We start from the raw sequence: 7,693 nt of genomic DNA, 5'->3' as shown, positions 1-7,693 counted from the left end.
AGGTCTTAGGCTGGTCAGGTACGATGCTCCCTTCAAGTCCCTAGCTGTCTTCTATGGGGTTCCTGACGCCTGATTCGAGAAAAGTTTATGGCTATGAACCATGAACGATGAACCATGAACGCTCAAAACCTAGAGACCTATTGACCTAGGCTTCTCCAATCCACATTGATGTTCTCCAGCAACAGCGAGGAGTTGTATAGCTGCAAGATAATTAGCAAGAAAACGAAGAATAAGAGCATGAACACTGCCATTAAGGGCGTTGTTCCCCAACCGGGAGCTACTTTACCATATTCAGAGTTCAGGGGTTTGAGAATATCTCCTAACCGCGTCTGTTGTGCCATGGGTCACCTATGATTAATTTCGATCACGTTTTGTAATGTTCTGTAATATTATAGAGGAAGAAGACTCATTTATATAATATCCACAATGGAACCTGCAATAGTTCTTAGCATTTCAGTCGCTGTGATTCTAATCTCCGTCACCGGCTTTTCCATCTACACAGCGTTTGGTCCGCCTTCGGCTGAATTGAGTGATCCCTTTGAAGATCATGAGGATTAAGCTCTGACTTTCCGGTCTGAAGAGAGGGGAGTTATTTCTGAGCTTCGCTCCACGACGTTAACACAGGGAGTCATTGGTCAAAAATGCTAGACTGATAACTTGCTACTTTAGGAACTAAAAATCTATGCTGCATCGGCGTTACCAGTTTGATTCGAGTCAAATTATACACCGGGCTGAGGAGCTAGTCACGGCGGCTTCTAACCGCTATCGGATTACGGTGCAAGTGGCAAATCGGGCAAAGCGCCGTCGCTATGAAGATTTTGAAAATCTGGATGATCCAATGATGAAGCCAGTATTGCGGGCAATCATTGAGATGTCTGATGAATTGACTCAACCGGAAATTATTGGGGACTAAAAGGGGGCCCTGGGGGAGCAATGTTCCAGACTCCTCATGCTACGTCTAGGAGCTGGGGAAGAGGAAAATAGGTAATCTTCTACCAGAGAAGGAGTAATCTTTATGGCGACAGCTATATCATCCTATTCACTATGATCCAACTGCAACGGAAGGGTAAGGCGACGCGCTTAGTTGTGCTGTTCACCCTTGCTATTCTGACGAGTATCGGCTTGTGCTGGGGCAAAGCGGGGGTTAGGACTATCCCCGTTTTGTCAATTATGGGTTCCCAACCCGCCCGCGCCCAATTAATCCGATCGCAGGATACTTGGCGTCAAGTTTATGAACAGTTACCCGATTTTCCCAAAGAAAACCAGTATGTCACCAATGAAACGGGCGAAGTCAATTTAGAGAGTACATTGGCAAGTCGCCTGATTCGTTATCACCTGTATGTGAAAAGACGCCTTCCTAATTATCGGTTTGATTGGAAGTTGACGCTGGCTGACTATCTGGGGGCGAATGACTATATCAATGAATCTGACTATCCGGGTAGTAACAGGTTAACGGAAAATCCGATGGTAGGCGATCGCGCGGTGATAGAAAAGCTGACTCGCCAGCAGCGAGAGGAGTTGATTGAGGTTTTGGTTAGCATTTATAATCCCAATCGCCCCGATCCCCAAATGTCAACACCCAACCCGCAGCCGTCGCCGCCTTCTACTCCTACTCGCCCATCTAAGCCTCGATTACCTCAACCTGGGGATGCTGATTTACTGAACATCAATTTTTGACTTGCCGTTTTTGTGGAGTAGGCAATACCAACCCCAACTCAAAGCAGGACATTGATCTGTGAGAAGGTGTTAAGTATGACGAGAGGCTCGAAAGCCTAAAACCTAAAACCTTATCTCAACCTGCTGTCAACCCCTATGTCCCGCTTTAAATTTATAGCCTGTTGGTTAGTGCAAAAAGTGACGCATACCTGTAAGTACCATCACTAAACCCAATTCATTCGCCGCCTGAATCGAATCCTTATCCCGTAAACTTCCCCCCGGTTGTACGATCGCACTTATTCCAGCATCAGCCGCTGTGCGTACTGAGTCATCAAAGGGGAAGAATCCATCACTAGCGAGAATACCTCCTTTCGCTTTGTCTCCAGCTTGTTCTAAGGCAATTTTTACCGCACCCACGCGATTCATTTGACCCGCACCAATTCCCAACGTGGTGCGATCGCGGGTTACGACAATGGCATTAGATTTAACGTGTTTACAAACCTTCCAGGCAAATAATAACTCCTCTAATTGATCGGTTGTCGGTTGCTTTTTGGTAACAATTTGCCAGTCGTCAGGGTTATCAATGACATCATCTGAGGCTTGCACCAGTAACCCGCCAGCAATTACTTTTACGGTATGCTTGGGACCTTGTTGTAAGTCTGGTAAAAGTAATACTCTTAACTTCGATTTTTTCGCCAGAATGTCTTGGGCGTCAGGTTCGCACTCCGGTGCGACGACACATTCTAAAAAGGTTTGGGTTAACGCCCCGGCTGTAGACATATCAATCGGATGGTTCAAGGCGACAATACCGCCAAAGGCAGAAACTGGATCAGCGTGTAAGGCTTTTTCGTAAGCTTCAAACAGCGTACCTCCCAACGCCACACCACAGGGATTCGTATGCTTAAGCACAGCGGCGGCGGGTAAATCCGTAAATTCAGTAATAATCCGCCGTGCGGCTTCTAAATCCACCAAGTTATTGTAACTAAGTTCTTTTCCTTGTACTTTAGTTGCGGCTGTCCAACCTGTAGGAGTGGTTCCGGTTTGATACCAGGTTGCCGATTGATGAGGATTTTCCCCATAGCGTAGGGATTGCAGTTGCTCTCCAGAGAGGACAAAATCTTGGGGAAGGGATGGTGCTTCCTGGGCTACGTCGAGGGGTTCCTGGGTTCCGCCGAGGTAGGACGCGATCGCGCGATCATAATCGCCTGTATGAGAAAATGCCTGTGTTGCACAAGCTTGGCGGAATTCTAGAGACGGTTGATGCTCATGCTGGCGTAATTGTTCGAGATAGGTGTCATATTGGCTAGGCTTACACAGAACCGTTAGATGGGCAAAATTCTTCGCTGACGCCCGTAGCATCGCCGGTCCCCCAATATCGATATTCTCGATCGCCTCTGATAACGTCACATCCGGCTTCGCGATCGTTTCCTCAAAGGGATACAAATTCACCACCACCAAATCAATGGGTAGAATCTGATGGGCTGCCATTTGTTCCACATCCTCCGCTACATCGCGCCGTCCCAGAATACCACCATGAATCCGGGGATGCAGGGTTTTCACTCTACCGCCTAAAATTTCGGGGAATTCTGTATAATCAGATACTTTAGTTACGGGTAAGTCCGCCTCTTGCAGGGCTTTGGCGGTTCCTCCACTACTCATTAAGGCAAAGTCAAATTCTGTAACTAACTGACGGGCAAACTCAACCAGTCCAGTTTTATCCGATACACTCAGCAGGGCTAAACGTGCCATAACTCTTCTCAATCACAATCTTCTTTAGGATATCTGGGATTGGGGAAGTTTTGACCCTTCGCGACCCTCGAGGGAACCTGGTTTGTAGGGGCGGGTTTCACTATTATTATGTTTCCTGCCCTGATGTTAATAAACCCGCCCTCATCTCCCCCTGCTTCCCTACCCTTGATCAAAAACCCCGTCCTCGCCAATCAGGGGGACAGGGTTGTTCTTAGATAGCCTATAAACTACCCAGACCTGATTCTCTCCTCAACCTATACCCACCAGTCAGATTAAGGCATCGGATGGAATAGCAAATCAGGGAAAAAGCGGTTAAATTCAATCAAAATTCCGGCGGTAATGGTTAACCAAACAGCAATTAACACCGGGGCTAAGGACAGATACTTGAGAAAATACTGCATCAAACTTCTCCTGAACGTGATAGGTAAGTCAATCAATCGTGTAACTAGAGATTTGGGTCGCTATGATGTTAGTCCCCCGAAATAACGGAGAATTCTACACCCATCAGCTCCTATCTCCAGTTGCCAATTCCTAGATTAGCGAGGGGATACGGGAATCTCACCTTCTTTGGCATAGAGTTTACCAGAGAGGGCTTCTTGCACGGCGGCTAGGGGCCAAGCAAAACCAAAGAGCATTTTATTAATTGCCAAAGGCAGGTCGATGATAATTTCTTTTTCTTCGGGATTCTTTTCGCTTTGAATCGCTTGTAAATAGGCGCGACCAACCCAACCAATCCAGCCAGCCATGTACAAAAAGAGAATGCTAGGAATGAGAAAGTCGCCAGCTCGACTGAAGCGACCATCCGCAATCAAGTGGGGCAGTCCGTCATCACCGCAGAGGGCTTCGGAATAACGCTCAAAGCGTTTTTTCCCGGAATTGGGGTCGTCGGTGGTTGGACGGGCGTTCTGCGCTCGTTGCTGAAATGCGGGTGACTCACTACAGGGGGTGAGATGGTCAAAATCAGCCAAGGCTGGGGTGACAAAGCTAAACCAGAGGGTAACGGCGAAAAGTAAAGCCAACAATCGTCGCATAGAATTGTTTCCTTTTGTTACGAAATCAAAAGTTTTGTGTACAAAACACAGAAATGATTTGTACACTTCAGCAATCTTACTCTGACAGGTTGAACAGAGTAAAGTTTAATTAATTAAAATGTAAATTGAGTTTTTCAGGATAGGAGCAATGGCTTGTGTTTTAGCCATAGAAACCAGTTGTGACGAAACCGCTGTGGCGGTGGTACACGATCGCACCTGTTGTAGTAATGTTGTGGCATCTCAGATTCCGGTGCATCAGCCTTATGGGGGGATTGTGCCGGAAGTGGCGTCGCGATCGCATCTGGAGATGATCAATACCGCGATCGCCCAAGCCTTAACCGAAGCGAATCTGGGCTGGGAGGCGATTGATGGGATAGCCGCTACCTGTGCGCCCGGTTTGGTGGGTTCGCTTTTGATGGGGTTAACGGCGGCGAAAACCCTGGCTATGGTTCATAATAAGCCGTTTCTGGGCGTGCATCACTTAGAAGGGCATATTTACGCCACCTATCTCACTGAACCCGAACTTGCACCCCCATTTTTGTGTTTGTTGGTGTCTGGGGGTCATACGAGTTTAATTTATGTTAAGGACTGTGGCGTCTATGAAATGTTGGGTTCAACTCGTGATGATGCGGCGGGTGAGGCTTTTGATAAAGTAGCTCGATTGTTACATCTGGGTTATCCTGGAGGACCTGCGATTGATCGGTTAGCCAAGGAAGGAAATCCTCACGCCTTTAAGTTACCAGAAGGAAGGGTATCGCGTCCGAGTGGGGGGTATCATCCGTATGATTCCAGTTTTAGCGGGTTGAAGACGGCTGTCTTACGGTTAGTGCAACAATTAGAGCAAGAAGGGGATGAATTACCCGTTCCGGATATTGCGGCTTCGTTCCAGGAAACCGTCGCGCGATCGCTCACCAAACGGGCGGTGAATTGCGCGATCGATTATGGGTTAACTACAATTGCTGTCGGGGGTGGTGTTGCGGCAAATAGTGGCTTGAGACAGCACCTGCAAACGGCGGCGTCATCTCACAATTTGCGCGTTCTTTTCCCACCGATCAAGTATTGTACAGATAATGCTGCCATGATTGGTTGTGCGGCGGCGGATCATCTGAATCGGGGACATACCTCTCCCTTAACCATTGGCGTACAGTCACGGCTACCGATTACCCAGGTGATGGAATTGTACCAACAGTCAACAGGCGATCGCTAAATCGTTAAGAGTTGACGGATTTGATCTGCCATGGTTTGGCTCGCGCTATCCGCCGTTACCAGTTCGATTTGTTCGGCGCTACTCGCCCCTAATCCTAGTTCTACGGCTCGTTGAATCTGCTCTAACTGCCAAATTGAACCCTCAGAAACAGCGTCAGTGGTGCCAAGCGATCGCAAGATTGCAATGGCGACTGCATCAACCGCCACGCGATCGGTTCCCGCCAGCATTACCCCAGCTTTTACCTTCTTTCCAGAGGCGGGTCCACCATTTACAAAAGCCTCTACCCCATCTAATAGAATCAGTGCTGGTTTGTAGGCTTGGTTAATTTCAGCAATCATGATTCGTTGGTGAGGGGAAGAATGTAAATCCTGCATATAATTGAACGAATCCCCCGGCACATATTTGGCAACCATCCCCACTGAATTTTTCAGCGATAGGGTAAAATGACCGCCAAAACGATGGGTTTTCAAGCAACAAGTATTGACAATTGCGCCTGCATCTAAAATTGGACGAGCAAAAGCAAAGCCTTTTTGCCAATGGGTTCCCTCGGCGGAAATGTACTGCCATTGATCCGCATCCATCTCATCAAAAACAATCGTTTCCAAGCCATAGCGATCAGCCAATTGAAACACCTGTTTTTGTTCCATGGCTTGACGAGTATTTGCCATCCCAGAGCGATCGCCTATCGTAATTCCTTGGCTTCCACCATTCTGTAACTCTTGCACCAGCTTCTCTAGGAGTTGAGTATCCGTGGCGGCTGGCGCGGGATCTCCGGTATTATAGTTGGGCTTAAGAAATATAGTGCGATCGGAAAGTCCTTCCGGTTGTAGCAAGTCTAGTGCTTTTTGAGTTCCAGCTACTCGGTCATCAGTACGCACCAAAACTACTTTACTCACATTACCCGATGGAGACTGGGCGATGGGGGTGGGTGTGGTGGTGGGAACGGTTGCATCAACGGCTGCATCAGGTGTAGGCGAGGTGGAAGTCCCGGTTCTGCAAGCTGTAGGTAGAATTGAGGTTCCAGCAGCTAATGCAGCTAAACGCAGAACGCGGCGTCGTTTGTATTTGCGAGTGGAGTGATTGGGTTGCATGGTGGCTTGAGTTCAAAAACAACAATTCTGAATTAAATTGGCTCAGTGCTAAAACCTGTTGATATCTTGTACCATTTTAAATCAGTCCGCACATTCGCCAAGAACTCAAGTTCTTGGCTAAAAGCTCAAGTCCACTAAAGTGGACTAAAATTTGTGTATTATGTCTATCTAAACAATTATTATTACCGTCTCTATGGCTATGTTTCTACTTGTCTTATTTCATCTGATTTATACTCTCTGCCTTGCCTTCACCACAAGGTAAGTATTCAATCGGACAGGATATGTTCCAGTCGTCTAAAGACGACTTTCGCTTTTAGTTCCTTGGGTTTTAACCCAAGGCGATTGGTGCGATCCTATACCCAATTTAAATGCGTGATAGCTTACCAGATTTGGCTTGCAAAATCAGTTTCAAAATGGTCTTGTATGAAACATTTTCATGGTAATACTCACATAAGGATTTCCACAGGTTTGGATGGGGATTTGCCTGTGGATGTTTCATCTGGACTTGTTGAAATGCATTCAGCAAACTCAGATTTTCTTCTTCTTTTAAGGTGGCTACAGCAAATAAACTGGAACGACTTATCCCTGCACCACAAACAATTAGCACAGTTTGACTCTTGGTTTTTTCCTGGCGAACAAACTCAACACCTGATTTTAGCTGTTCAAACGGCAGCGGTTGACCATCTTCAACGGGAATATAATGGGAGACAATATTAGGCTGTTGTACATTTTCAGCCAGGTGTAACATCGCACCAATTTGGTGATGCTGGAGTAAGTCATAATTTAGACTGTCTCTATAGTTGCCAACGTATAACCACGGTCTAATACAATACATTTTGTTCTTGTCTTGGAATTTCAACGATAGGTCTAGTTTAATCCATGTATTGTAGGGACACTGCAATGCTTATTGGTATCAATTTAAGGCTGAAACCCCTCACCCCCAGCCCCTCTCCCAACCC

Annotated in this window: 10 protein-coding genes; 4 read left to right on the top strand and 6 right to left on the bottom strand. The window is 46.9% G+C overall.

Annotation, left to right across the window (positions count from 1 at the left end):
* Positions 1–137 precede the first annotated feature (137 nt).
* Positions 138–341, bottom strand: coding sequence for a photosystem II reaction center phosphoprotein PsbH (gene psbH / locus ACLFWI_RS22750; RefSeq protein WP_193877901.1), 204 nt, complete (start codon positions 339–341; stop codon positions 138–140).
* 85 nt (positions 342–426) lie between these two features.
* On the opposite strand from psbH, the gene psbN reads away from it, so the two are divergent.
* The 3 genes from psbN to ACLFWI_RS22735 all read left to right on the top strand — a co-directional run bounded on the left by psbN (position 427) and on the right by ACLFWI_RS22735 (position 1,677).
* Positions 427–558, top strand: a complete 132-nt coding sequence (gene psbN, locus ACLFWI_RS22745) for a photosystem II reaction center protein PsbN (protein ID WP_446414818.1) — start codon at positions 427–429, stop codon at positions 556–558.
* Between the two features lie 124 nt (positions 559–682).
* Complete coding sequence (locus ACLFWI_RS22740) at positions 683–913, top strand: DNA-directed RNA polymerase subunit omega (protein WP_446414817.1); 231 nt, start codon at positions 683–685, stop codon at positions 911–913.
* 131 nt (positions 914–1,044) lie between these two features.
* Positions 1,045–1,677, top strand: a complete 633-nt coding sequence (locus tag ACLFWI_RS22735) for a hypothetical protein (protein WP_446414816.1) — start codon at positions 1,045–1,047, stop codon at positions 1,675–1,677.
* A gap of 165 nt (positions 1,678–1,842) precedes the next feature.
* Here the strand turns inward: ACLFWI_RS22735 and purH are convergent, their stop codons facing one another.
* The 3 genes from purH to ACLFWI_RS22720 all read right to left on the bottom strand — a co-directional run bounded on the left by purH (position 1,843) and on the right by ACLFWI_RS22720 (position 4,436).
* Positions 1,843–3,405 (bottom strand): bifunctional phosphoribosylaminoimidazolecarboxamide formyltransferase/IMP cyclohydrolase, encoded by a 1,563-nt coding sequence (gene purH / locus ACLFWI_RS22730; protein ID WP_446414815.1) that lies wholly within the window; start codon positions 3,403–3,405, stop codon positions 1,843–1,845.
* Positions 3,406–3,677: 272 nt separating this feature from the next.
* On the bottom strand, positions 3,678–3,806 hold the full coding sequence (gene psaJ / locus ACLFWI_RS22725; protein WP_006099310.1) for a photosystem I reaction center subunit IX: 129 nt from the start codon (positions 3,804–3,806) through the stop codon (positions 3,678–3,680).
* A 135-nt stretch (positions 3,807–3,941) separates the two neighbouring features.
* Positions 3,942–4,436, bottom strand: coding sequence for a Photosystem I reaction center subunit III (locus tag ACLFWI_RS22720; RefSeq protein WP_446414814.1), 495 nt, complete (start codon positions 4,434–4,436; stop codon positions 3,942–3,944).
* 148 nt (positions 4,437–4,584) lie between these two features.
* Between ACLFWI_RS22720 and tsaD the strand changes: the two genes are divergently transcribed.
* Positions 4,585–5,643, top strand: coding sequence for a tRNA (adenosine(37)-N6)-threonylcarbamoyltransferase complex transferase subunit TsaD (tsaD, locus tag ACLFWI_RS22715; protein WP_446414813.1), 1,059 nt, complete (start codon positions 4,585–4,587; stop codon positions 5,641–5,643).
* Here tsaD and ACLFWI_RS22710 read toward each other — a convergent pair.
* Positions 5,640–6,734: a DUF362 domain-containing protein gene (locus ACLFWI_RS22710; protein WP_446414812.1), complete on the bottom strand. Its 1,095-nt coding sequence runs from the start codon at positions 6,732–6,734 to the stop codon at positions 5,640–5,642. The genes tsaD and ACLFWI_RS22710 overlap by 4 nt on opposite strands.
* Positions 6,735–7,098: 364 nt before the next feature.
* Positions 7,099–7,569, bottom strand: a complete 471-nt coding sequence (locus ACLFWI_RS22705; RefSeq protein WP_446414811.1) for a dual specificity protein phosphatase family protein — start codon at positions 7,567–7,569, stop codon at positions 7,099–7,101.
* Positions 7,570–7,693: the final 124 nt, after the last annotated feature.

Source organism: Coleofasciculus sp. (assembly GCF_046539235.1).
Lineage (GTDB): Bacteria > Cyanobacteriota > Cyanobacteriia > Cyanobacteriales > Coleofasciculaceae > Coleofasciculus.
Note: the sequence above shows the minus strand (reverse complement) of the source record. Positions and strands in the feature narration are given on the sequence as shown.

Bases quoted from the DNA above. Each gene is read 5' to 3' on its own strand.
- ACLFWI_RS22720 (WP_446414814.1), bottom strand. From the start codon at position 4,436: ATGCGACGATTGTTGGCTTTACTTTTCGCCGTTACCCTCTGGTTTAGC.
- ACLFWI_RS22735 (WP_446414816.1), top strand. From the start codon at position 1,045: ATGATCCAACTGCAACGGAAGGGTAAGGCGACGCGCTTAGTTGTGCTG.
- tsaD (WP_446414813.1), top strand. From the start codon at position 4,585: ATGGCTTGTGTTTTAGCCATAGAAACCAGTTGTGACGAAACCGCTGTG.
- psaJ (WP_006099310.1), bottom strand. From the start codon at position 3,806: ATGCAGTATTTTCTCAAGTATCTGTCCTTAGCCCCGGTGTTAATTGCT.
- purH (WP_446414815.1), bottom strand. From the start codon at position 3,405: ATGGCACGTTTAGCCCTGCTGAGTGTATCGGATAAAACTGGACTGGTT.
- psbN (WP_446414818.1), top strand. From the start codon at position 427: ATGGAACCTGCAATAGTTCTTAGCATTTCAGTCGCTGTGATTCTAATC.
- ACLFWI_RS22710 (WP_446414812.1), bottom strand. From the start codon at position 6,734: ATGCAACCCAATCACTCCACTCGCAAATACAAACGACGCCGCGTTCTG.
- psbH (WP_193877901.1), bottom strand. From the start codon at position 341: ATGGCACAACAGACGCGGTTAGGAGATATTCTCAAACCCCTGAACTCT.
- ACLFWI_RS22740 (WP_446414817.1), top strand. From the start codon at position 683: ATGCTGCATCGGCGTTACCAGTTTGATTCGAGTCAAATTATACACCGG.
- ACLFWI_RS22705 (WP_446414811.1), bottom strand. From the start codon at position 7,569: ATGTATTGTATTAGACCGTGGTTATACGTTGGCAACTATAGAGACAGT.